Below are 22,942 nucleotides of genomic sequence, written 5' to 3'. Positions count from 1 at the left end.
ATATATCACATCTCAGCCATGGTACCTGTCGATAAATTACAATTGATCCAGCAACGCTTTCAGTATCTGGAAGCCAAAATGAATGATGGCGTATCCGGGGATGAAATTGCCAAACTGGGTCGCGAATATTCTGATTTAAAGCCCGTTATAGATAGTATTGAAGAATATTTTCAGACGCTTGAAGAGGTGCAAGACGCATCAGACATGCTGGAAGATCCAGATATGCGAGGCTTGGCAGAAGAAGAATTGCCGCGTTTAAAAGCGCGCTTGCCAAAACTTGAAAGTGACTTACAGCTGGCTTTGTTGCCCAAAGATGCCGCAGATGCTCGCCCTGCTATCATCGAAATCAGGCCCGGAACGGGGGGCGAAGAAGCCGCTTTATTCGCGGGTGATCTGTTGCGGATGTATCAACGGTATTGCGATACACGCGGGTGGAATTTTGAAATCATCGAAGAGCAACAAACCGAATTGGGTGGCATCAAAGAAGTTGTTGCGCATGTGAAGGGCGAAGCTGTATTTGCTCGGCTCAAATATGAAAGTGGCGTGCACCGGGTGCAACGCGTGCCAGAAACGGAAAGCGGCGGGCGCATTCACACCTCGGCTGCCACCGTTGCGGTGCTTCCCGAGGCCGAAGATGTTGATATTCAAATTTCTTCGAATGATCTTCGCATTGATACGATGCGCAGTTCAGGGGCAGGGGGGCAGCATGTCAACACCACCGATTCTGCCGTTCGGATCACGCATCTGCCGACAGGGCTGGTGGTTACCAGTTCTGAAAAATCGCAGCATCGCAATCGGGAAATCGCCATGCAGGTGTTGAAAACCCGCTTATATGACCTTGAGCGTCAGCGCGTGGATGGTGAGCGTTCGGCAGATCGCAAATCTCAGGTGGGATCAGGCGATCGCTCAGAGCGTATTCGTACCTATAATTTTCCGCAGGGGCGGATGTCGGACCACCGGATCAATTTGACGTTATACAAACTTGATCAAGTGATGCAGGGCGATCTTGATGAAATGATTGATGCGCTTGTCGCGGATGCGCAGGCCAATTTGCTGGCCGAGCTCAACGCATGATATTACGCGACCTGTTGACCCTGGGCCAGCAAAAACTCAAATTAGCACATATTGACACTGCGGGGCGGGATGCGCGCCTTTTGGCGGCAGCCGCAATGGAGATAAGCACGGCGCAAGTCACGCTGAAAGCCTTAGATTATGTATCAAAACAGCAGCAAGATCATTTTGAAAGCATGATTGAGCAACGGCGCAACTTTAAGCCTGTCTCGCGGATTTTGGGGAAACGGCAGTTTTGGAACCGTTGGTTTGAGATATCCCCCGATGTTCTGGATCCACGAGGGGATAGCGAGGTGCTTGTTAATTTGGCGCTGCAACAGAAGGCGGATCGCATTTTGGACCTTGGAACGGGCAGCGGTATCTTGGCGCTGACACTGTTATCTGAATGGCCGGACGCACTGGCCGTTGGCGTCGATATTTGTGAAAAAGCCCTTCTTATCGCGCAAAGGAACGCAGTGCAGCTTGAGGTTTCCGATCGGTTTCAAGCGCAAAAAAGCGATTGGTTTGAGGCTATAAGCGGGCAATTCGATCTTATCGTGTCCAACCCTCCTTATATTGGAGAGGATGAGATCCCTCATCTAGATCCCGATGTGCGGCTATACGATCCAATGATTGCGCTCAGCCCGGGGCGTGATGCGTTGCAAGCCTATCAAAACATTGCAAGCGATGCGATCGGTTATCTTAAACCAGGTGGGCGCTTATTGGTTGAAATTGGATTTCGGCAAGGCGAGGCGGTACGTGCATTATTTGCCTCAAACGGGCTTAAGTCGGTCGAAACAATCCAAGATCTAAATGGGCTAGATCGGGTTGTCTGCGCGATAAAGGCCAAAACCGTTTAAATTTTTAGCCAAAATTAAGAAAATTCGTGGATTTTTTGAATATTCCCTTGTCACCAACGTAGCGGTAAGGTTAAACACACACATTGTGATCAGAAACATGTGGTTTCTGTCGTATCATAGCCCGCATCGCTTTTGGCAACTGTCTCTGATAGAAAATCAACGCTGCATAACATTAAGAATGAATGAAGGCTGGAAAGCTACCTATGAGATCATCTAAACCCCGTTCGCGGTCTAAGCAAAATCGCAACCGTTCCGTTGGTAATGTCGTAAATCGCGTGTTCGATAGCTCAGGGCCGGAAGGCAAAGTGCGTGGAACACCGCAGCAAATTATTGAAAAATATAATCAATTGGCGCGTGATGCTCAATTAAGCAATGATCGGGTTGCGGCAGAAAACTTCCAACAGCATGCCGAACATTATTTACGCCTCCTGGGCGAAGCACAGCGCGAGCAAGACGCACGCCGCGAACAGCAAGAGCGTGAGAACCGTGAACGCCAGGCAGAACGGGATCGCGAACGTCAAGAACGCCAAGAAGATGCTTCGCACACCGCTATCGAGCCCAATGGCTTCAGTGCTGCGGCGCATGAAGAGGAACAACCAGACGTTTCGAGCATGCCGATCGTGGATGACGATGCGGGTTTAGCACCACCTTTTCAACCTGATCAGCCGAGTGAGGCGCAAGCGCTAAAGCCAGCGCGCAAACCCCGCGCTCCGCGTAAGCCCCGGGCGCCCAAGCCCGCCCCAACTGTAGATGCAGCGCCAGAAGTTGATTGAAACTTTTTGAGGCAAAGAGTGAATTAGGCTTGCGGTGTGCTGTGGCTGCCATAGGCGGCTTCCAACTGTCGCGCCAAAGCGCAAAACCCTTCTAACGAAACTTGTTCTGCGCGTTCCGTTGGGCTAAGCCCAGCTGCTTTTAAATGATCTTCAATTTCAGGGCTTAGCCCCTTTAAGGCAGAGCGTAGCATTTTGCGCCGTTGATTGAAGGCGGCCGCCACAAGGCTTTCTAAAACCTTCTGATTGGCCTCGTAGCGCGGCGCTGGCAATGCCTCAAGATGAATAACTGCGCTGGAAACTTTGGGGGGCGGCGTAAACGCATCGGGGGGCAAGTTGAGCACAATTTTTACCTCGCTGCGCCATTGAGCCAGAATGGCAAGCCGCCCATAGGCCTTGCTGCCGGGCTGGGCCACGATCCTTTGAGCGACCTCTTTTTGAAACATTAGGGTGAGGCTTTTCCAAAAAGGCGGCCAATTGGGAGGCGTAAGCCAGCGTATAAGCAGCTCGGTTCCTACATTATAAGGAAGGTTGGAGATTATTCTGATCGGAGCCATCAAATACTGGGCAGGATCAAGGCGAAGCGCATCTTCATTGATCACTTGCAACCGGCCTGGAAACGCTTTTTCAATTTCCTCCAGAGCTGGTAGGCAGCGATTGTCTTTTTCAATGGCTAATATCTTACGTGCACCCTCACTTAATAAGCCGCGGGTCAAACCACCGGGGCCGGGACCAATTTCCAAAATGTCACAAGCGCTTAAATCGCCGGCTTGGCGGGCAATTTTTGCGGTTAGGTTAAGGTCGAGTAGAAAATTCTGTCCGAGTGATTTTCGGGCGGTCAATTGATGGGCTGTGATGACCTCTCGCAATGGGGGTAAAGTATCGATTGTACTCATCGCTTCTGCCCCAATTCTTCAGCCAAGCGCAAAGCAGCGACGCATGAGTTTGGATTGGCGATGCCGCGGCCGGCAATATCCAAGGCCGTGCCATGATCAGGAGAGGTTCTTATGAAGGGAAGACCCAGTGTTAAATTCACGCCTTGATCAAAATCCAACGTTTTAATCGGAATGAGCGCTTGATCATGATACATTGCAATCGCCGCATCATAATTTTGTCGAGCGGCCGCATGAAAAAGCGTATCGGCCGAATGTGGCCCGGTTAGGATCGCCGGCTGACCATTCAGCCTTTCAAGAATGGGCGTTATTAAATCTAGATCTTCTCTGCCCATTTTACCCCCTTCACCGGCATGTGGGTTTAACCCCGCCACCGCAATCCGTGGCGTTTGAATTTTGAAATGTTCTTTGAGACCTTGAGCGGTAATTTGAATTGTTTTTGTTAGTAAGGCTGGCGTCAGCTGCCGGCTGACTTCGGATAATGGAATATGTATCGTTGCGGGTACAACCCTTAAAGACGGGCTGACCAGCATCATCACAACATCTTTGACATTTGCCAAATCGGCCAGAAATTCAGTATGGCCCGGATATTGAAACGCCGCGCCGTCTTGCAGATTTTTTTTATGTATTGGTGCCGTGCAAATGCCTGCCACTTGATGCGCATTTGCAAGCTGCACAGCGCGGTCAATCACGTTGATCACATCCTGTGCATTGCGAGGATCAAGCACCCCCGAACTGGCCAAAGCGGTAAACGTATGCGGCAAAACAGGCAAGCCTGTTTGCATCGCCGCCGCGGCATCGCTGGGGTTGGATATTTCAACGAAGTGGGACCCAGCCGGCAAGTGGCGCGGGTCTCCAATCCAAAAGAACACCAGCTCATTCCTGAGTATATTCCAGGCCTTGACCGCCAGTTCAGGGCCAATGCCGGCTGGGTCTCCACATGTCAGAGCGATTGGCGTGCGGGTCATTTCTTGATTATACGCGCGTCTTGGCGCAGGTTCTCTAGATATCCGGCGGCGAAACTCTCTAACCTTTTATTGCGCAGGCCAGTTCGAATAGCATCGAGATTCTGCGATGTTTGAGAGGCCATATCTGTTCGTGCGCATAACATCACCAATATGCTCTTACCGCCTTTGGAAAAGAAATATTTTTCATGTCGGTCAAGAAGGCTTAACATTTCAGCCAACTCGGTTTGGATGTTTTTTACGGGCGTGCTTTTGCGCAAAAGCACGTGCGTTGGTGATCGTTCTGCTTCTGCATAAAGGTCATCGCAATGCACAATTTTCGTTTTGAGATGCTGCAATGTGTCGAGGTCGGATTGCTCAAACTCATAGGTTAGATAATCAATTGTACCAGAGGATGAGAATGCATATCCCGTTTCTTCTATCGCCCGAAGTTGAAACAGGGCCACAGCGTTTGGCACGCGCAAAGGCTCGGTGACCTCGCCAGGTGCCAAGCCAAATATCAAGGGCTTCAAAACCGCCGGTAGGCTGTTTAAATCCTGCCATGTGACGCGGCCACCCATATCACGCGAGGGGGCGGCAGAATATCGTTTTGCTGCTTTCGAAAAGGCGTCAAACCCAGTCAGGTTTTTTATGGCCTCTGCCGTTTCAAGCGTTTGCTCCTCTTGCCCCGGCAGAAGCGGCAAAATGATTTCAGACAATAAAACGCGCACGTTTGACCCATCGCCCGCGCTTTGAACCGCCCTTTGAAGTTGTTCATCCGTAACGCGGCTGCGCGCGCCAAACTTGGCTTGTACTACGTAGCGCCACAAAAGAGAGGTTTTGATGAATTGCTCAAATGCGGTTCTATCGATACCCAGTTTGGCTAATTCTTTTACAAATCTAACAGCATTCAAGTTCGCTCGTGCCGCAAATTCCTCAATTCCAGCTTGCAGTTCCGCCTCTGTAATAACGATAGACTGCTCGGCGGCAGCCGACCGCTTGAGACTATCTTCGATAAGTTGCGTTCGCGCTACAGACTTTGGGTTGCCAGGCACGTTCAAGACCTGAAGCAGCCGCGCCCTTTGGGTTATTTGATAATGCGTAATAATCTCTCCATCGACCACAATTGCTGGCGAAAACGGATTGTTTGCTGATACTTTTTGCGGCGAAAAACTTACAGCAGCAAAAAACGTGAGAATGATTAATAGCAGGTTGTTCATATCTTAAATTCCACAATTTGACCGGTCGGAAAGGCTTCTGCCGCCTGTGCTAAACCCTTTTAATCCGATCGTCATTTCAAATCTTGTTGATGGCGGCGATGAGCCGATATCTGTGAACCGGCGATGCACCGCGAAATCAAAGCTGGCACATTCGTTATTATAGGAAAAATTGATTCCGGCAGTGGCGGTTCTTTCCGCCACTAGATCGTAACGCATCGTATTTGCAATCACCCAGTTTGAATTGGCTTTAAAGTTGGAAGACACGGTCCATTCCGAAAGGTTTTTATTGGTATCATCATCTAAAGCCTTGGGCATCATGACATATCCTGCGGCAAGCTCAAATCGTTTTGAACGCAGGCTGACCAAGCCCTCGGCATGTGATGAGCGACCATTTGGAGTTAGCAAGGTCCGGCCTAAAACCGACAACCCGCCTTGCGTTTCAATTTCGGCGCCGATCAAAAGGTCTGATGTTTGCGATTGCAATCCTGAGCTTTCTGAAAAATCAGGCTCGCTCTTCTCGCGATAGATTTGTCCAATAGCGGCAGATAATTTGGCATTATCGTGGGTTTGCGATGCAAATTTAAGACCTGTTGCCGCCCTCAAACCAACCTCCCGGCGGTCTGGTGCTGGAAAACGGGACAGTTCAAACAGATTTGCCTCATCGAATTCTGCATAAAGGCTTTCTTCATTTGGCAAAGAAAAATCTCTTTGTGAGGCATATTCAAATTGCACAACCGGCTCAATCATTATGCGCCGGTTTGAGCTATTTTTGGCCAGTAAGGGCCAAGCCAATGATATGGCGCCTGCCCCTGAAAAAGCAGATTGAGTCCGGCTATAATTCGTGTCTTGCGCAATCACAAATAGATCAGTGAAAGCCTGGGCCTTAAGGCCAATTTGTGCACCATTTGAAAACCTGTAAAGATCTCCCCATTGCAAGGTGCCATTCACACGGCTTAGATCGCGCCCGATCTCGTTGATATTAGATTGACGGTGACTGCCATGGATATCTAAGCCGATCTTAACATTTCCACCAATAAAAGGTTTTGCAAACCGATGTTCAAATTTGTTACTGGCCACGAAAGAAGGGGCGGTTCGATTGCCTCCATAAAGAGAGGTATAATGGCGTATGCTCACGTCATTATACTGACGTCGGGTTGTTTGACTCAGCCGTAGGTTGGATTCGAGAAGGTCCTTCTCTACATATTCGTAATCTCCTAAATAACTGAAATCGCTTACGGTTTCTACTTTGTATTTTAAAGTATACTGCGATGGAAGTTCAGCGCTGCCATTTGCAAACATGTATCCGCGCCATTTGTCTTGGGTTAACCCATCATTAGAAATCGTGCCTGAAGCTTGAAAATCGCCCGCAGCGTAGGCTTGACGATAATCCACTTCGATTGTTTTGGTCACAGGTGACGCATAAGGTGTTAAGGTTACATCGCGGCTTTCGCCAATAGGTATGAAATAAGGCAATTTAAGGCCGTAACCAAGCCGCGTTGTTGTTTGACTTCGCGGAACAAGAAAGCCTTGCATGCGTTTCACGCCAGGATCTGGAAGGCGTAAATATGGCGTGTAAAAGACCGGAAAATCAAAGACATGCAACGTAGCATTTTCAAAGAAGACTTGCCGTTTCACGTTGTCATGGCGCATCGTTTTCGCGCGTATTTGCCATAGGGGCGGGTTTTGGTTGCAGCTGTAACAAGAGGTTGCCCGGACCTTGTTCAGTTGCATGAAGCGCGCCTGCGAGCGTTCTAGCGACTTTGCATTAATGCGAAGCTGTTGCTTCAAAACAAGCCTTGCAGCTTGGAACAGGCCAGCCTTTAAATCGCCATCTATATTCGCCGTTTTGGCTTTTATTTCGTTGCCATCAGTATCTAGAAACTGGATCGGCCCTGTTATTTCTAATTTATTAAGTGCCTTGTCGTATATAATCTGATTGGCGGTCAATATCCTATCTTGGTGCGAAACATAAACCGACCCGCTGGCCACCAAACGCTGGTCTTCGTCAATAAACAGCTGATCAGCGATCAATGTTGCTGGCCCGCTTGCGGCAAGACATTGACTTGCTAAAAAGAGGCTAAAGCTTAAAGCTTTTAGGAGCACGTGCGCTATCGGGGTTTTCACGCAGCATCCTCCATCTGCAACATCAACCCAAAGGCAAGCGCAAGGGCTGCAATGGGCGGCGACCAGGCCGATAAAAAAATTGGCAATTGTCCATTTTCACCCAATATCTGAACAAAATTACGAATGAAATGCAGCCCAAAGCCTAGCAATATGGCGCTTAAAATTGACAATCCAGTGCCACCAAGGCGAGCAGGTCGCATTGTAAAGGCGGCGGCTACCATCGTTAGAGCCATTAAAAATAACGGGCGCGCCAATTCTGATTGGAACCAAAGCTGATGTCTGCGGGCGGAAAACCCTGCAGCCTTTAATTGGGCAACAGTTTCAGGCAATTTCCATAAAGATACGGAACCCGGCTTGCCAAATCGATCGCGAATTTGATCTTGTGTGAGAGTGGATGGAAGTTCGAGCTTTTTAGAGAACTGCGCAGTTTCCTCTGGATTGCTACCCGGCAACAGCAACCAGGTTTTTGCCTCTTTAAGCTCCCATTTGCCAATTTGTAATGAGGCTGTTTTTGCCTCTATGCGCTTATTTAAGCCGCCATCTTTAGTGTAGTTTAATAAGCTAACATCATAAAGCTTCGTGCCGTCAAAGTTAGTACGCTCGGCGTGAATAACAGTTTGCCCGGCGCTATCGCCCTGACGCAGCCATAGACCTTCTCTACCGATAGAAAATACCGATCGACCTCCGCTGTCAAATTCTTCTCTCAAATCTATATAATATTTCGACGTGGATGCCACGATTGGATTAAATAGCCCAATAATTATGAGCCCCAACAGGCCTGCTATTAAAATCGGTCCAGCGAGTGTTGTGAGGCTGGATTGGCCCGCGCCCCGAGCAATGATAAACTCGCTCGATTTGTTCAAATTTGCGAAAAGCAAAACGGCAGAAATAATCATGATTAAAGGCAGGATTTGATATATTGATTTGGGGGTATTCAGAGTGGCCAGAAGAAGAACATTTCGAAAGGAAACGCTATCATCAAGCCAGCGCATTTGATTTACCAGATCGATCAGCAACATGAATACAAAGAATACCGCAAAAACTGCGCTAAAAGACTTTAAGAATCTACTCGAGAAATAATAGTGAAGCGTCATGAGGGAACCTGATCAGTCAAATCTACGCTGCGTTTAAACGGTTTGGCTGCGAAGGCTAGTAAACCATAACTCATCATCCCTCCAACCAACGTCGGGGCATAAATAAGGGGCCAATAAGACGGATTGCTGCGCAGCAGATCTCCCAATGCGCTTTCGGTAAGCTTGATCAAAATCAACAATAAAATCGCCAGTAAAATTTGTGGGCCAGATCCAAACCGGCTAAAGCTTGCCAGAAGAAGGCTCGCGAAACCGATAAAGGCCGCAACGATGCATAAAAGCGCCTCTTGAATACGGTTGTGTACTTCTTTGTGTAAGCGCTCCAAAGGTGTTTTGGTTTCTTGCAGAATGAGGGATTGTTCAACAATCATCTCATAGCTCGAAATGGAACTTAAACCTCGTTTTAAAACTTTTTTGGTTCCGACAAGATTGCTTACATCATAGGATAAATCTGAAAATAAAGTTGTTGAAAGTGCATTCGTATCCTGCTGGTATCTCTGCGCCAGCCCGTTGACCATGATCAACATGCTGCGCTCACCCTCGCGCAGCAGATAGGCGGTCTCTGCGCTGTAAACAATATTTGTGGTCTCACTTCGGTGATCTGCAAGCAGGACATCCTTTAATTCACCAGTCGATGTTATTTCCCGGATGTAAAAGGTTATTCCCGGGCTGGGATGTAAGAAAACACCCTCTCTCAACAGCCGCGCCGAAATACTGCCCGCAATTTCTTGCTCCCGTTGTTTCAAATGCGCATTGCTAACCGGAACGATAAAATGGGTTAAAACTGACATAAAGAGCGCAACGATCAGCCCAAATGCCATAACAGGCCGCATCAAACGCCACGGGCTAAAACCAGTTGCCTGCACAACGGTTAATTCGCTTTCACTGCTGAGCCGATTGGCTACAAAAACCATCGACGCAAAGGCGGACATAGGCAGTATCATGGCAATCACTTTTGGGATTGCTAACAGCGAAAACTCTAAAAAAACCTGCGCGGAATGACCGCCGGATATCAAACGGTCAAACAGAATGACCGCCGTATTAACCCAATAAACCAGGACCAACACCAATGAGAAAAATCCGAATACGACCAAAAATTGGAAAAACAAATAACGGTCAAAGCGTGACACTTAAATCCCCAGTGGCGTTCTACGATCAAACATGGTTTACCTCAAAGTGATCACGGGGAAAACTGTTAACTATGCAGATAGGCCTGGAAAACGATTTTATCTTGTAAATTCTGAGGAGATCTTCATGCCGCCTTATGGAAATTTTAGTTTTGAAAGTACTGCCTGGGATGAAATCGCAGATTACACCGACCATTTGGTCGTAACGGTAACGCGTGAGGGAGGCCTTTCGACTATGGGGCGGCGTGTCAACGCGATGTCAAAGGGCGCCATCAAGCGCGCCGTTGAACATCAAAGCTTTCAAGGCTGCAAGGCTGCGGATGTGATTACGCTCTCGTATCCAAGCGGTTTAAAGGCAACAGCGATCCAGCTTGTTGTTTTAGAACGTGGCGAGAAACCAGAGATTGTGCGCAAAGCCGGCGTCGCATTGGCAAAACGTTTATCGGGGAAATCAGCTGTGATTTTACTCGGGGCTTTACGCCATTCTGAGCAATTTTGCTTAGGGTTGGCCCTAAGGAGTTATAAATTCCAAAATTATAAGTCTGCAGCGCAGGATAAAGGCCCAGATTATCGCGTTATGCATGATAAGTTGAGCAATTTGCGCTCCGATTTTGAAACCTCACTTTCGATTGCCGACGGGGTATGTCTGACGCGTGATCTTGTCTCCATGCCCGCGAATATTTTAACAACCGAAACATTCGCCGATCATTTGCTGTCATTAGCAGAGCATGGCTTGAAAGTTGAGATTTTGGATGAAGATCACCTGAAAGAGCTTGGGATGGGTGCCCTTTTAAGCGTTGGGCAGGGGTCAAAAAGCCCATCGAAATTGGTGATTTTGGAGTGGCAGGGGGCCGAAGACGCCGCAGCGCCGTTGGCCTTGGTTGGCAAAGGTGTCGTGTTTGACACCGGCGGCATATCTATGAAACCGGCTGCTGGCATGGAAGAAATGACCATGGATATGGGCGGTGCAGGCGTGGTTGCGGGTACGATGTTGGCCCTGGCAAAGCGCAAGGCGAAGGCCAATGTGGTTGGCTTGGTTGGTTTGGTGGAAAACATGCCTTCGGGCGAGGCAATGCGGCCTGGTGATGTTGTGACCTCCCTCAAGGGTGACACGATTGAAGTGTTGAACACGGATGCCGAAGGCCGTTTGGTGCTGTGTGACGTGATGTGGTATGCGCAGGATCGTTTCAAGCCCTGCGCGATGATTGATCTTGCCACTCTGACAGGGGCGATCATCGTCGGGTTGGGCCATGAAAATGCCGGTGTTTTTTCCAACGATGATCAGTTTTGCTCAACCTTACTGGGGGCCGCAGGGCGCGAACAAGAAGGCGCTTGGAGGATGCCGCTGTCGCCAGCCTATGATAAATTGTTAAAATCGCCCATAGCCGACATGAAAAATATTGGCGGGCGGGCCGCTGGCTCGATCACCGCTGCGCAGTTTTTGCAGCGCTTTGTAAAAGACGATTTACCTTGGGCGCATATTGATATTGCCGGAGTGGCGAAGGTTAAGTCGGACACCGCGCATTCTGGCGCTGGAGCGACCGGTTGGGGTGTCATGACGCTGAATCGTTTGGTGCAAGAGATGCTTGAAACAGGATAAACTATGGGGGCTGTATATTTTTATCATCTCACGCAGCATCCTCTTGAAACGACGCTGCCGGTTTTGCTGCAAAAGGCCGTTGCGGCGGGTTGGCGCACAGAGGTGCGGGGCACTGATGCTGCCAGAATGGCATGGTTAGATGAAAGGCTTTGGGTGCAGCAAACCGATGGGTTTTTGCCACATGCGTTGGAAGGCGAAGCGGAGGCAAGCGAAAGCCCAGTCGTGCTCAGCACCGAACCCGTTGATAATGTCCGCTGTAAAATGATCGTAGATGGCGCCTTGGTGAGCGCGGCAGAGGTGCAGGCTTGCGAGCGCGTCTGTGTCTTATTTGATGGTCATAACCCGGATGCCACTCAAGCGGCGCGAGATCTTTGGAAAACTCTGACACAATCTGGTTGTTCCGCGCAATATTGGTCGGAAGAATCCGGAAAATGGACTAAAAAGGCAGAAGCTTAACGCCAGATTGAAATGTGCTCTTGGGTGATTTCCAGGCGTGAAAATTTGCTCAGATAGCTCATGCCCAATAATGACACTGGTAGCTTTCCGGCATTGACATAAGCGGCGATGTTACGATCCACATGCCTTTCCAGCGCAACCGTGGCCAAGCGCACCGGGGCCAATTTAACTTCTCCATTGGCGGTATTCGCGCTGTCCCAAAACGCCAATTTGTTAGGATCAAACCCCAGTTTTTGTGCATCTTTTTGACTGAGAATAACGGTTGTGGCCCCGGTATCGATTAAAAAAGGGATCTCTATGCCATTGACGTTTAAAGTCACATGAAAATGGCCATCCGCCTGTTTCGGAATAAGAATCGCGCCGTCTTGCAGCAACAGTTTTTTTGCAGGTGCGCTGTTTTTGCGGATATCGCTCCAAAGCGCGGCCGCAAAAGCCACCCCGGCTATTATCAAAAGCCATGTTGCCAATTGACGGAGCGTTTTCCAAAGGCCTGTGCGAGACATCAGGACCGACCCGATCAAAACGGCCGTAAGCAACGTTAAATATGTGAGATGGGCATAATCGATATTTGGCACGGCGCTACTTTTGAAAAATTTCACTCAACACAGGCGATAACCCTTCCAAGATAAACTGAACGGCCAAGGCGGCAAGCAGCATTCCAAGCAATCTGGTGACAACTTCGGTTCCGGTGTCGCCCAAGGCTTTTTCAATCATAGGCGCGGTTAAAAAGCATAGAAACACCAAGATGATGACGGCCAGCATTACCAAGCTAAGCGTGATCGTTCCGGCAATATCGGGATGCGTTGATGAAAGTAAAATCATCGTGGTAATTGCGCCTGGCCCCGCGATTAGTGGAATGGCAAGGGGGAATACCGAAGGATCATTTTCTGCCGGTTCAGCATCGCTTTGCGCTGCGCGGCGCTTGCGTCGCCCCGTGAACAACATATCAAGCGCCGTAAGAAACAACAGCACACCGCCTGAAATCCGAAACGCCGGTAACGAAATGCCCAGAAAGGTTAACACCGACTCACCAAATAGGCAGAAAATCAACAGAATGACCGCCCCGATCACTGTTGCTCGCAACGCAATGGCTCGCCGCGCCGCAATGGTTTCGCCATTGGTCAAGCTTACAAACACCGGGGTTAATCCGATCGGATCAATGATGACGAAGAGTGTTACGAAAGATGTAATAAAAAGCGTGGTGCTGAAATCAAACAAAATTTTATATCCTTTTAAACATGCATCGTTCAAACCGGCTTTGCGATGGCTCTCTTTAAGCGCTGTAGATGCCGCAATTGCTTCTTGCAAAGGGCGATTGGCGTAAAATCGGCCAGCCTGTAAACCTAATGGTTTTCGGCTAATTCCAGTTTTTCTTGGGCCGCCAACCAAAGCGCTTCGGCGCGTTCAAGCGCCTCCATGACTTCGGCGTATTTTTTGTTCCAAGTTGCCAATTCGCCAATTCGAGTATCGTCATAAAGCGCAGAATCGGCAAGTTTTATTGCCAATTTATCGCGCATTTCATTTAACTTTTCCAGCCGCGCCTCGGATTTGCGAACATCGCTGCGCAGCGAAAGTATTTTTTCGCGGCTTGCCGGTTTAGGACGCTCGGCCTTGCTTGGGGTTTTCTTAGATGGCTTATCCGCGCTGAGCAATTGTTTGCGATAGCTTTCCAGATCTTCTTCATAGGGCGTTACGCGGCCGTTATTCACAAGCCATAACCGGTCTGCCACCAATTCCAAAAGATGCATATCATGGCTTACTAAAATCACGGCTCCAGAATAGGCGGTCAGGGCCTCAACCAAAGCTTCCCGGCTTTCGATATCCAAGTGGTTGGTCGGTTCATCAAGGATCAAAAGATGTGGGGCGTCAATCGTCGCTAACAATAAAGACAGTCGCGCCTTTTGCCCGCCGGATAATCGGCCAACAAGCGTTTCTGCTTGTTCTGCGCCAATCCCAAAGCCACCCAATATTGCGCGCAGCTGCGCTGGTGTTTTAGAGGGCCGCAGGCGTCGCACGTGATCAATCGGTGTCTCATCAACATAAAGTTCATCGACTTGATGTTGGGCGAAATAGCCGATGCGTAATTTTGAGGATTGAACCAGCTGTCCCGCCAAAGGCTTCAAGCGCCCCGAAATCAATTTGGCCAGCGTTGATTTTCCCTGACCGTTTTGGCCCAAAAGCGCAATGCGATCATCTTGATCAATACGCAAATCCAATCGGGATAAAACGGTGGTTTCGCCATATCCGGCGATACCGTTTTCAATCCTTAGGATTGGCGGCGATAGCTCTTCGGGCGTGGGAAAACTAAAGCGGCGCAACGCCGCTTCTTGCGGGCGCGTGATTGGCTCTAACCGAGCGATGGCTTTGAGGCGTGATTGTGCCTGGCGGGCTTTATCGGCCTTATAGCGAAACCGATCCACATAGGATTGCAAATGCGCACGGCGGGTTTCTTGTTTTTTGGCTTCGGATTCTGCGGCGGCCAAGCGCGCGGCTCGGGTCTTTGCGAAAGTGTCATATCCGCCGCCATAAAGTTGCAGTTTTTTGTCCTCTAAATGTAAAATCGTGCTGACTGATCGGTTTAATAGGCCGCGATCATGGCTTACGATTAAAACTGTATGGGGGTATTTTAGGAGGTAGTTTTCAAGCCAAAGCGCGCCTTCCAAATCCAGATAGTTTGTTGGTTCATCCAAAAGCAGCACGTCGGGTTGTGAAAACAAAACCGCCGCCAAGGCCACGCGCATCCGCCAGCCCCCTGAAAAAGCGCTGCACGGCATCTGCTGTTTTTCGGAACCAAAGCCCAGCCCACGCAAAATACTGCTTGCACGTGCCTCAGCCGACCATGCATCGATATCCGCCAGACGGGTTTGGATATCGCTGATCCGGGCCGCATCGGTGGCCCGCTCAGATTCTTTCAGCAAATTGGCCCGTTCAAGATCTGCGGCTAAAACCGTATCGATCAGAGAAACCTCATTTCCGGGTACTTCTTGAGCGACGCCGCCAATTTTGGCTTGGCGGGGCAAGGTGATGCTGCCCCCCTCTAATCCCAATTCGCCACGGATCAAACGAAACAACGTGGTTTTACCCGTGCCATTTCGCCCCACAACGCCCACTTTATGCCCTGCCGGAATAATTGCCGTTGCGTTTTCGAGCAAAAGCCGGCCTTCCACGGAATAGCTGATATCGTTAATTTTCAACATGCGCGTGGCTTAGCAGGCAGCTTTATGAGACACCAGTTGCAAATCGCAAGATAAAAGCAAATCGAAAGCTTTTTTAAACCAGCCGTCTTTGTTGTGATGTTTTTCCAAAAGCGGCTTTTCAAAAGCTCGACGTCATGTTAGGGCGCTAGCGTTTTCATGGCGGTGGGCAAGGGGTCTGCCGCTTTGGTAAAAAGGATAATCTAACATGGCTCTCGAGCGTACTTTCAGCATCATCAAACCCGATGCAACCCGTCGGAACTTAACCGGCAAAATCAATGCAAAATTTGAAGAGGCAGGTTTGCGTGTTGTTGCGCAAAAACGCATTCATATGACAAAAGCCCAAGCTGGTGTGTTTTATGGCGTGCATGCAGAGCGCCCGTTTTATGATGAGCTTTGTGAGTTCATGTCCTCCGAGCCCGTCATTGTACAGGTGCTGGAAGGCGAGGGCGCAATTGCAAAAAATCGCGAAGTGATGGGCGCAACCAACCCAGCCGATGCAGCTGCCGGCACGATCCGCGCAGAATTTGCAGAATCTGTGGGGGAAAACTCAGTTCATGGTTCTGACGCACCGGAAACAGCTGCAGAAGAAATCGCATATTTCTTTTCCGGTATCGAGCTGGTTGGCTAAACCACTTTAAGGCATATTGGGGTAGAGGCTGCGCTTTTGTGAGCAATATGCGTTTACCCTATCAAAAGGGTTGAGTCTTCAACCCTTTTTTTTTACGAATCTTTTGGTTTTGCGTAGATACGTTTTTAAAAATTACGTTCAAAAACAATATTTTATATGATTTAATAAAAGTAAGTGATGTTTTTGAGGAAAGCAAATTGCGTGCAAGGGTTTGTTTTTCTGCTGCAGGGCAAACGTTCTTGGGGCGGTTTCGCAACCCCATGGCCAAAGCAAATGGCCAAAGTGAAAGAACCCATGAAATACGGGAGACATCCGTTATTGAAAAGCCGGTGATACCGCTCATCTTCGCCTAAGGCGTGAATAGTTAGTTATAAATGCCAATAGCGTGCACAGCCGCTTCCATTTTGCCTCAAGTTTCTGAAAGAATAAACAGCATCATTCATTTTGATGCGAGGTTGGTTGCAAAGTCGCAGAGGCTTTCAAGCGCTTTGCTGAACAGTGCATCTTCATCGGTCATGGCAACGCGGATATGCCCTGCAGCGGCTGCGCCAAAGCTTTCTCCGGGCATAACGGCAATTTTGCGCTGTTCAAGAAGCGCGTTTGCAAAAGCTTCGCCGTTAAGGCCTGTACTGCGAATATCCAGCATAAGATACATGGCTCCTTGCGGCGGAATGACGTTTATTTGCGGAAACTCTTTCAAGATCTCAAGCGCGAGTTTTCGGCGGCGCTCAAATGGCGCTGAAACAGAGATAAATGCGCTGGACCCCAAATGTAATGCATATTCAGCGGCGTCTTGAATAAAGCCGACCACGCCGTAATTGCTGACCGTGGCCAGATCGTTGAGCTTGGCAATAATATCTTCTGGGCCGATCACCCAACCAATCCTGCTGCCCGTCATTGCATGGCTTTTTGACATTGAGCCCACGATCAAGCTGCGCTCTTTCATGCCGGGTAGTGACCTTGGCGTGATATGGCGCCCAGACCAAACTTGGGACGCATAGACTTCATCAGAAATCAGCCATAAATCATGTTCCCGACAGGTATCCGCGATTATCTCAAGCGTTTCTTGGCCGTACACAACGCCCGTTGGATTGTTTGGAGAGTTGATAAGCAAGGATGCAGCGCCTTGAGCTGCCGCGTTTAAACTGGCCCCGTTTGGTTGAAATCCGTCACTCGCCTTGGCGGCAATTGCAACGGGATTAAGGCTGGGCGCGCGCAGCATCCCTGGATAGGTGGTGTAATAAGGATCTATATAAAGCGCTTTGTCATGTGGGTCGCAGGCCGCCAGATGCGCTGCGAATAAAGCGGCCTGAGCGCCGGGGGTGATCAGAACATTTTCGGCGCTTGTTGGCACTTGAGCTTGCGTTTGATGGTGGGCCGCTACGATCTCGCGCAATCCTTGCGTTCCGGGCACCGGTGCATATCCAGTATGCCCATCGTTTGCCGAGCGCTGCATGGCTTGTAAAATATCTGGCGCGGTTTTTATATCATGTTCGCCGATCGTCAGCTCAATCACAGACTGGCCTTGGGCAATCATTTCGCGGGCTTTCATAAAAACCCCCCATCCATCTGACAGGCCTTCGGGCACGATATTGCGAATACGTTGTGATGGCAGCACAGGCCAATTCCTTATCTTTTTATGAAGTTTAATTTTTTGGGCTATTTAGGCCGCAGCCTGCAGATAAACCTCAAATTACGAACAATCCATGGGCGCAAATCATCACGTTATTCGTGCAGAAATGTCAACCACCGCCAATTTTAGAACATTTCTTATGTTTCCAAGACCGCATGAAATTGCTAAGCCGCCTCGATAAAGAACTAATTGGCCGTAAATTCATGACAACGCTTTCACTGCATAACACCCTTGCTCGTGCCAAACAGCTTTTTGTGCCTTTGGATCCCAAAAATATACGGATCTATCTCTGTGGGCCAACAGTCTATGATCGGGCGCATTTGGGGAATGCACGCAATGTGATCATGTTTGATGTATTATTCCGGGTTTTGCGCAGATTATATGGGGAGGCGCATGTTACCTATGTGCGCAACTTTACGGATATTGATGATAAAATTAATGCCAAAGCCTCAGAAACAGGACGCTCGATCGCGCAGATCACGCAAGAAACCACGGCTTGGTACCTGCAAGATATGGCCGATTTGGGGAATCTAGATCCGACGCATATGCCGCGCGCCACGGCTTATGTGCCACAAATGATCCAAATGATCGAAAATCTGATCAACGCAGAACACGCCTATGCCGCCGATGGTCACGTTTTATTTGCCGTTGACAGTTATGCAGATTATGGGCGGCTTTCGGGGCGCACGATTGATGATATGCTTGCAGGAGCGCGCGTCGAAGTGGCGCCCTATAAGCGCAACCCGATGGATTTCGTGCTTTGGAAACCCTCGAGCGGGGATCAGCCCGGATGGCAAAGCCCTTGGGGATTTGGTCGGCCGGGATGGCATATTGAATGTTCGGCCATGTCGCTTGATCTCTTGGGTGAAAGCTTTGATATCCATGGCGGCGGCAATGATTTAACCTTTCCCCACCATGAGAATGAAATTGCACAAAGCTGCTGCGCGCATCCAAAAAGCCAGTTCGCGCAGGTTTGGCTGCACAATGAAATGCTGCAGGTTGACGGTAAGAAAATGTCAAAATCCCTGGGCAATTTCTTTACGGTGCGGGATTTGATTGAGCAGGGATTTGCCGGAGAGGTGATCCGCTTTGTGTTTCTCTCAACGCATTACGGCAAGCCCATGGACTGGACCAAAGAGCGCGCGCAAGACGCCGAGAAAACGCTGCGTAAATGGCGCAAACTCACCGCGGGCGTTGCGGCGGCAAAGACTGTGCCCGCCTGCGTGTTGGATCCGCTTTGTGATGATCTTAACACGGCCGGCGCGATTGCGGGCTTGCACAGCTTGCTGGCGCAGGAAGATTTGTCTGGGTTGAAAGCAGGGGCTCAAATGTTGGGCCTTCTTGAGCCATCAATGGGCGCTTGGGCGCAAGCCGTTGATCTGTCACAATTTGAAACCTTGCTTGAGGCAACGCGTGCCCAAGCAATACAGGATAAAGACTTTGCAGAACTTGATCGGTTGAAATTAGCCCTACAAAACGCGGGGGTCGAAGTGCAGATGAGCAAAACGGGTATCGAACTCTTAGCGGGGCCGGGGTTTGACCCAAAGCGCCTAGATACGCTTTTGTAATGGCTTCCTATCCGCGTCACTTGGCTGTAGCCTAGACGCAAAGCGTATCAAGATATAAAAATTCGGGGCATCGGCTTGACGACTGAAAAACTATACATTTACGACACGACGCTGCGAGATGGGCAACAAACCCAAGGGGTTCAATTTTCCACCGATGAAAAGGTAATGATTGCGCGGGCGCTTGACGATCTGGGGGTGGATTATATTGAAGGGGGCTGGCCCGGCGCCAATCCAACCGATAATGCGTTTTTCGCCGCTTTGCCAAAGACAAAGGCCACCATAACGGCCTTTGGGATGACCAAACGGGCCGGTCGCTCTGCTGAAAACGATGATGTTTTGGCGGCGGTCTTAAATGCGGGCACTTCAAGCGTTTGCTTGGTGGGCAAAACCCATGATTTTCATGTAGAGACGGCGTTGGGTATTTCGCTTGCAGAAAATATAGATGCGATCCGCCTATCGATTGCCCATATTGTGGCGCAAGGGCGCGAAGCGATATTTGACGCTGAGCATTTTTTCGATGGCTATAAATCCAATCCAGCCTTCGCGCTGGAAAGTCTAAAAGCGGCCTTGGGGGCAGGCGCACGCTGGCTTGTTCTATGTGATACAAATGGCGGCGCTTTGCCCCGTGAGATTTATGAAATAGTATCAGAAGTGATTGCATCGGGAATACCTGGAAAAAATTTGGGTATTCACACGCATAATGACACCGAAAATGCCGTGGCGAACACTTTGATGGCTGTCGATGCGGGTGTGCGGCATATCCAAGGCACGTTAAATGGCTTGGGTGAGCGTTGCGGCAACGCAAATCTAACCTCTTTAATTCCCACGCTTCTCCTAAAAGAGCCTTATGCGGGTCGGTTTGAAACCGGTGTGTCCCCTCATTCTTTAACCGGCCTTACCCGGCTTTCCGGTTTGCTGGATGATATTTTAAATCGTGTGCCTGCGCGCCAAGCCGCCTATGTTGGTGGATCGGCTTTTGCGCATAAGGCCGGCTTGCATGCCAGTGCTATCCTGAAAGATCCCACCACCTATGAGCATGTTGATCCAAGCGTTGTGGGCAATGCGCGCCTTATTCCAATGTCCAATCAGGCTGGCCAGTCAAACCTACGCAAACGTTTGAAAGAGGCGGGGTTAAGCGTCGCGAAGGATAATCCTGCCTTGGGGAGAATTCTCGAGGTAATCAAGCAGCGAGAGGCTTTGGGCTATTCCTATGATACGGCGCAGGCCAGTTTTGAATTGCTCGCGCGAAAAGAGCTGGATCAATTGCCAAGGTTTTTTGAGGTAAAGCGCTACCGCGTTTCGGTTGAGCGCCGCAAAAACAAATATAATGAGATGGTTAGCCTGTCCGAAGCCGTGGTTGTGGTGAAGGTTGGAGATGAAAAGAAACTTTCGGTAAGTGAATCTTTGGATGAGACCGGTTCGGATCGCGGGCCAGTAAATGCCCTTGCCAAAGCTTTGGCGAAAGATTTGGGCGCCTATCAAAGCATGATTGATGATGTGCGGCTGGTTGATTTTAAAGTCAGAATTACTCAAGGGGGCACCGAAGCCGTGACGCGCGTTGTGATCGATAGCGAAGACAGCCAAGGGCGGCGTTGGGCCACGGTGGGCGTATCCGCCAATATTGTGGATGCAAGCTTTGAGGCGCTTATCGAAGCCTTTCAATGGAAATTGATCCGCGATACCGCGTTCGATCACGCAGGTGCATAAACCGGTGGCGGATATTTTAAACGATGATGTGATCGCCTGCGCGCGCCTATTGGAACGCGGTGACCCCGAGCGTTTTCGCGCTGTTATGGCAACACCTTTAGAGGTGCGTAAAACATTATTTCCAATATTCGCCTTTAACCTTGAGGTAGCACGTGCCCCTTGGGTGACCAAAGAACCGCTGATTGCCGAAATGCGTTTACAGTGGTGGCAAGACGTGTTGAGTGAAATTTCAGATGGGCGCGCGGTGCGTCGGCATGAGGTTGCAACGCCGCTGGCCATCTCTCTCACCCCTGCCGCTGCTGAGGTTTTGAAGGCTGTGGTTGAGGCGCGTCGGCATGATATTTACCCCGATCCCTTTGCAACCAACGCAGATTTTCAGGCTTATATTCTTGCAACATCCGGATGTTTGATGAGGGTTGCAGCTCAGGCTCTTGGACCAGCGGATGATCAGGTTTTGGCCGATTTCGGCTATGCTGCGGGTGTTGCAAATTACTTAAAAGCATTGCCGGAACTGACCGAGGCAGGAAAAACACATATACCCGACACCAGCGAAGACGCAGTGCAATTGTTGGCGCATGAGGCCTTGCTAAAATTGCGCTCGGCGCGCAAGGCGCGCGGTAAAATTTCAAAAAAGGCTGGCTATGCCTTGCTCACAGGGTGGCAATCCGGCGCTGTGCTCGCCGCTTATGCCAGACGGTCCCCGGCAATTGCGTATGGCGGTGATCGGCGCGGCGTTCGACTGTCGGGTGTGCGCCTGCTCGGGCGCTCGTTACTACAGCGCTGGTAAGCATATCATTTGTAGTCTTTTGGTCTATTTGCTGTTTTCGTAAGGAAAAACAGTGCTAAAGCAGCAAGAAATAACAACGGCAACATCGCAAGGTTCACTGCGGCCCAGCCCTCTAAGGCCGAATTGCCGGAACAATTCATCAATCCGCCTGAGGTTAAAGAGGCCAAGGTCACACCAGCCCCCACAAAAAAATCATTCATTCCCTGTACCCGGCCGCGCTCATGCGGCTTATGGCTTTCAGATAAAAGCGTTGTGGCGCCAATGAAGCTGAAATTCCAACCCAGCCCTACCATAATCAGCGCGGCAAAGAAGTTGCCCAAATCTATGCCCTCAAGCGCGCACAGCCCGGCAATTGCCAGCATAACAAGTCCTATCGCCAAAATTCGGCGCGCGCCAAATCTCACAATCAAATGGCCCGTAAAAAAAGAGGGTACAAACATCGCCAATACATGGGCCGAAACAATATCGGCAACATCTGAGGTGCTAAAACCGCAACCGATCACCGCCAAAGGCGTTGAGGTCATAACCAGGTTCATCATTGAATAAGCAATCATAGCGCAAAGGATGGATGCAAAAATCTGCCGGCTTTTCAGCAGGTCAAGCCTATTGCGCGGCCTTTCTTCGCCCTTTTCAGTGACCAAATAATCTGTATTGCGAAACGCAAAAAAGATAAGCGAGCCGATCAGGTTTAGGGCCACTATGACCAAATAGGACATAAGAAAGGGAACGGAAAAAAAGGTATCGGTTAACTTTACCAATTGAGGGCCGATAATCGCTGCAATCAAACCACTGGCCATCACGTAGGACACTGCTTTTGGCCGAAAACTTTCCGAAGCTGTATCGATCGCTGCAAATCTATAAAAGCCTTGGCTTGCCATGAACACACCCGTGCAAAGGCTGGCCAGTAAAAACCAACCAAAAGATTGAACATAAAGCCCATAGGCGGCAATAAGCCCCCCCAGGGCTCCAAAAAAAGTTCCTAAGAAAAACCCTTTTTTGCGGCCGACCTTTTGCATTAAATTTGACAAAGGATCAGAGGCGAGCATTGCCCCTAAGACGATACAGGATATTGGCATCGTCGCGAAACAAATATTTTTCGCCAAAGACTGCCCAGCCAAACCTGCCATAATAAACACCATCGGCAATTGGTTTCCCAAGATTGCTTGTGCAAACACCAAGACAGTTAAATTGCGCCGCGCGAGTTTATCATCTGTTACAGTGACCATTCGCGCGACGCTATGCGGGGGCAATGTAAATAACAAGGCCCAGAAAAAGCTATTTCTTCTC

21 protein-coding genes are annotated in these 22,942 nt (G+C 49.6%); 9 read left to right on the top strand and 12 right to left on the bottom strand.

Annotated elements, in window-relative coordinates; genetic code table 11:
* The first annotated feature begins 18 nt into the window (after window positions 1-18).
* The 3 genes from prfA to UM181_15235 all read left to right on the top strand — a co-directional run bounded on the left by prfA (window position 19) and on the right by UM181_15235 (window position 2,683).
* Window positions 19-1,074, top strand: a complete 1,056-nt coding sequence (prfA, locus tag UM181_15245) for a peptide chain release factor 1 (protein WQC62652.1) — start codon at window positions 19-21, stop codon at window positions 1,072-1,074.
* Complete coding sequence (gene prmC, locus UM181_15240) at window positions 1,071-1,910, top strand: peptide chain release factor N(5)-glutamine methyltransferase (GenBank protein WQC62651.1); 840 nt, start codon at window positions 1,071-1,073, stop codon at window positions 1,908-1,910. The genes prfA and prmC overlap by 4 nt, the downstream gene beginning before the upstream one ends.
* 203 nt (window positions 1,911-2,113) lie before the next feature.
* On the top strand, window positions 2,114-2,683 hold the full coding sequence (locus tag UM181_15235; protein WQC62650.1) for a DUF4167 domain-containing protein: 570 nt from the start codon (window positions 2,114-2,116) through the stop codon (window positions 2,681-2,683).
* A 23-nt stretch (window positions 2,684-2,706) separates the two neighbouring features.
* On the opposite strand, the gene rsmA is transcribed toward UM181_15235, so the two are convergent.
* Genes rsmA through lptF form a run of 6 tightly spaced genes read right to left on the bottom strand, consistent with a single transcriptional unit; the run spans window position 2,707 to window position 10,082 of the window.
* Complete coding sequence (rsmA, locus tag UM181_15230) at window positions 2,707-3,576, bottom strand: 16S rRNA (adenine(1518)-N(6)/adenine(1519)-N(6))-dimethyltransferase RsmA (GenBank protein ID WQC62649.1); 870 nt, start codon at window positions 3,574-3,576, stop codon at window positions 2,707-2,709.
* On the bottom strand, window positions 3,573-4,541 hold the full coding sequence (gene pdxA, locus UM181_15225; protein ID WQC62648.1) for a 4-hydroxythreonine-4-phosphate dehydrogenase PdxA: 969 nt from the start codon (window positions 4,539-4,541) through the stop codon (window positions 3,573-3,575). Before pdxA ends, rsmA begins: the two co-directional genes overlap by 4 nt.
* On the bottom strand, window positions 4,538-5,737 hold the full coding sequence (locus UM181_15220) for a peptidylprolyl isomerase (protein WQC62647.1): 1,200 nt from the start codon (window positions 5,735-5,737) through the stop codon (window positions 4,538-4,540). Before UM181_15220 ends, pdxA begins: the two co-directional genes overlap by 4 nt.
* A gap of 3 nt (window positions 5,738-5,740) precedes the next feature.
* Entirely contained in the window at window positions 5,741-7,861 is a 2,121-nt protein-coding gene (lptD, locus tag UM181_15215; protein ID WQC62646.1) for an LPS assembly protein LptD, read from the bottom strand.
* Window positions 7,858-8,955 carry an LPS export ABC transporter permease LptG gene (lptG, locus tag UM181_15210; GenBank protein WQC62645.1) on the bottom strand — a complete coding sequence of 366 codons (1,098 nt, stop codon included), beginning with the start codon at window positions 8,953-8,955 and terminating at the stop codon, window positions 7,858-7,860. Before lptG ends, lptD begins: the two co-directional genes overlap by 4 nt.
* Window positions 8,952-10,082, bottom strand: coding sequence for an LPS export ABC transporter permease LptF (gene lptF / locus UM181_15205; protein ID WQC62644.1), 1,131 nt, complete (start codon window positions 10,080-10,082; stop codon window positions 8,952-8,954). Before lptF ends, lptG begins: the two co-directional genes overlap by 4 nt.
* Window positions 10,083-10,206: 124 nt before the next feature.
* On the opposite strand from lptF, the gene UM181_15200 reads away from it, so the two are divergent.
* Both UM181_15200 and UM181_15195 read left to right on the top strand, forming a co-directional pair.
* On the top strand, window positions 10,207-11,679 hold the full coding sequence (locus UM181_15200; protein WQC62643.1) for a leucyl aminopeptidase: 1,473 nt from the start codon (window positions 10,207-10,209) through the stop codon (window positions 11,677-11,679).
* Window positions 11,680-11,682: 3 nt separating this feature from the next.
* The gene (locus UM181_15195) at window positions 11,683-12,135 is read left to right on the top strand and encodes a DNA polymerase III subunit chi (GenBank protein WQC62642.1); all 453 of its coding nucleotides are present in this window, start codon (window positions 11,683-11,685) and stop codon (window positions 12,133-12,135) included.
* Here UM181_15195 and UM181_15190 read toward each other — a convergent pair.
* The 3 genes from UM181_15190 to UM181_15180 form a co-directional block, all read right to left on the bottom strand.
* Window positions 12,132-12,710: a TIGR02281 family clan AA aspartic protease gene (locus UM181_15190; protein ID WQC62641.1), complete on the bottom strand. Its 579-nt coding sequence runs from the start codon at window positions 12,708-12,710 to the stop codon at window positions 12,132-12,134. The genes UM181_15195 and UM181_15190 overlap by 4 nt on opposite strands.
* A 4-nt stretch (window positions 12,711-12,714) precedes the next feature.
* Window positions 12,715-13,353 carry a MarC family protein gene (locus UM181_15185; protein WQC64776.1) on the bottom strand — a complete coding sequence of 213 codons (639 nt, stop codon included), beginning with the start codon at window positions 13,351-13,353 and terminating at the stop codon, window positions 12,715-12,717.
* Between the two features lie 125 nt (window positions 13,354-13,478).
* Window positions 13,479-15,332 carry an ABC-F family ATP-binding cassette domain-containing protein gene (locus UM181_15180; GenBank protein ID WQC62640.1) on the bottom strand — a complete coding sequence of 618 codons (1,854 nt, stop codon included), beginning with the start codon at window positions 15,330-15,332 and terminating at the stop codon, window positions 13,479-13,481.
* A gap of 205 nt (window positions 15,333-15,537) precedes the next feature.
* On the opposite strand from UM181_15180, the gene ndk reads away from it, so the two are divergent.
* Window positions 15,538-15,960: a nucleoside-diphosphate kinase gene (ndk, locus tag UM181_15175; GenBank protein ID WQC62639.1), complete on the top strand. Its 423-nt coding sequence runs from the start codon at window positions 15,538-15,540 to the stop codon at window positions 15,958-15,960.
* A gap of 61 nt (window positions 15,961-16,021) precedes the next feature.
* Here the strand turns inward: ndk and UM181_15170 are convergent, their stop codons facing one another.
* Window positions 16,022-16,303: a hypothetical protein gene (locus UM181_15170; protein ID WQC62638.1), complete on the bottom strand. Its 282-nt coding sequence runs from the start codon at window positions 16,301-16,303 to the stop codon at window positions 16,022-16,024.
* A gap of 96 nt (window positions 16,304-16,399) precedes the next feature.
* Entirely contained in the window at window positions 16,400-17,578 is a 1,179-nt protein-coding gene (locus tag UM181_15165; protein WQC62637.1) for a pyridoxal phosphate-dependent aminotransferase, read from the bottom strand.
* A 218-nt stretch (window positions 17,579-17,796) separates the two neighbouring features.
* Between UM181_15165 and cysS the strand changes: the two genes are divergently transcribed.
* From cysS to UM181_15150, 3 genes are all read left to right on the top strand, one after another.
* Window positions 17,797-19,161, top strand: coding sequence for a cysteine--tRNA ligase (cysS, locus tag UM181_15160; protein ID WQC64775.1), 1,365 nt, complete (start codon window positions 17,797-17,799; stop codon window positions 19,159-19,161).
* Between the two features lie 75 nt (window positions 19,162-19,236).
* The gene (gene cimA / locus UM181_15155; GenBank protein WQC62636.1) at window positions 19,237-20,868 is read left to right on the top strand and encodes a citramalate synthase; all 1,632 of its coding nucleotides are present in this window, start codon (window positions 19,237-19,239) and stop codon (window positions 20,866-20,868) included.
* A gap of 4 nt (window positions 20,869-20,872) precedes the next feature.
* The gene (locus UM181_15150) at window positions 20,873-21,655 is read left to right on the top strand and encodes a squalene/phytoene synthase family protein (protein ID WQC62635.1); all 783 of its coding nucleotides are present in this window, start codon (window positions 20,873-20,875) and stop codon (window positions 21,653-21,655) included.
* Between the two features lie 5 nt (window positions 21,656-21,660).
* On the opposite strand, the gene UM181_15145 is transcribed toward UM181_15150, so the two are convergent.
* Complete coding sequence (locus tag UM181_15145) at window positions 21,661-22,881, bottom strand: MFS transporter (GenBank protein ID WQC62634.1); 1,221 nt, start codon at window positions 22,879-22,881, stop codon at window positions 21,661-21,663.
* Between the last annotated feature and the right edge of the window lie 61 nt (window positions 22,882-22,942).

The sequence above is a fragment of the Alphaproteobacteria bacterium US3C007 genome, assembly GCA_034423775.1.
Lineage (GTDB): Bacteria > Pseudomonadota > Alphaproteobacteria > Rhodobacterales > Rhodobacteraceae > Thalassovivens > Thalassovivens spotae.
This window is presented reverse-complemented; position numbering and strand designations above follow the sequence as displayed.